The following is a 422-nucleotide window of genomic DNA, read 5'->3' as shown; positions in this document are numbered from 1 at the left end:
TGTCCAATATTCCCCACTGCTGCCTCCCGTAGGAGTTCGGGCCGTGTCTCAGTCCCGATGTGGCTGATCATCCTCTCAGACCAGCTACGGATCGTTGCCTTGGTGAGCCTTTACCTCACCAACTAGCTAATCCGACATAGGCTCATCCAATAGCGGGAGCCGAAGCCCCCTTTCTCCCGTAGGACGTATGCGGTATTAGCCTGGGTTTCCCCAGGTTATCCCCCACTACCGGGCAGATTCCTATGCATTACTCACCCGTCCGCCGCTCGTCAGCATCTAGCAAGCTAGATCTGTTACCGCTCGACTTGCATGTGTTAGGCCTGCCGCCAGCGTTCAATCTGAGCCATGATCAAACTCTTCAGTTTAATATCATTGTGATCCTTACTCGCGTCCTCAGGACTAGCCTAAGGCAGCAAAAGCGG

Annotated in this window: 1 rRNA gene; it reads right to left on the bottom strand. The window is 54.3% G+C overall.

Annotated features, from left to right (window positions below):
* Positions 1 to 365: ribosomal RNA gene (locus A6R74_RS13955) — 16S ribosomal RNA — on the bottom strand; the annotation flags it as partial.
* Positions 366 to 422 lie beyond the last annotated feature (57 nt).

Source organism: Halomonas sp. ALS9, from assembly GCF_001651035.1.
GTDB lineage: Bacteria > Pseudomonadota > Gammaproteobacteria > Pseudomonadales > Halomonadaceae > Vreelandella.
The sequence above is the reverse complement of the archived record's forward strand: the minus strand, read 5'-3'. Positions and strand labels throughout refer to the sequence as shown.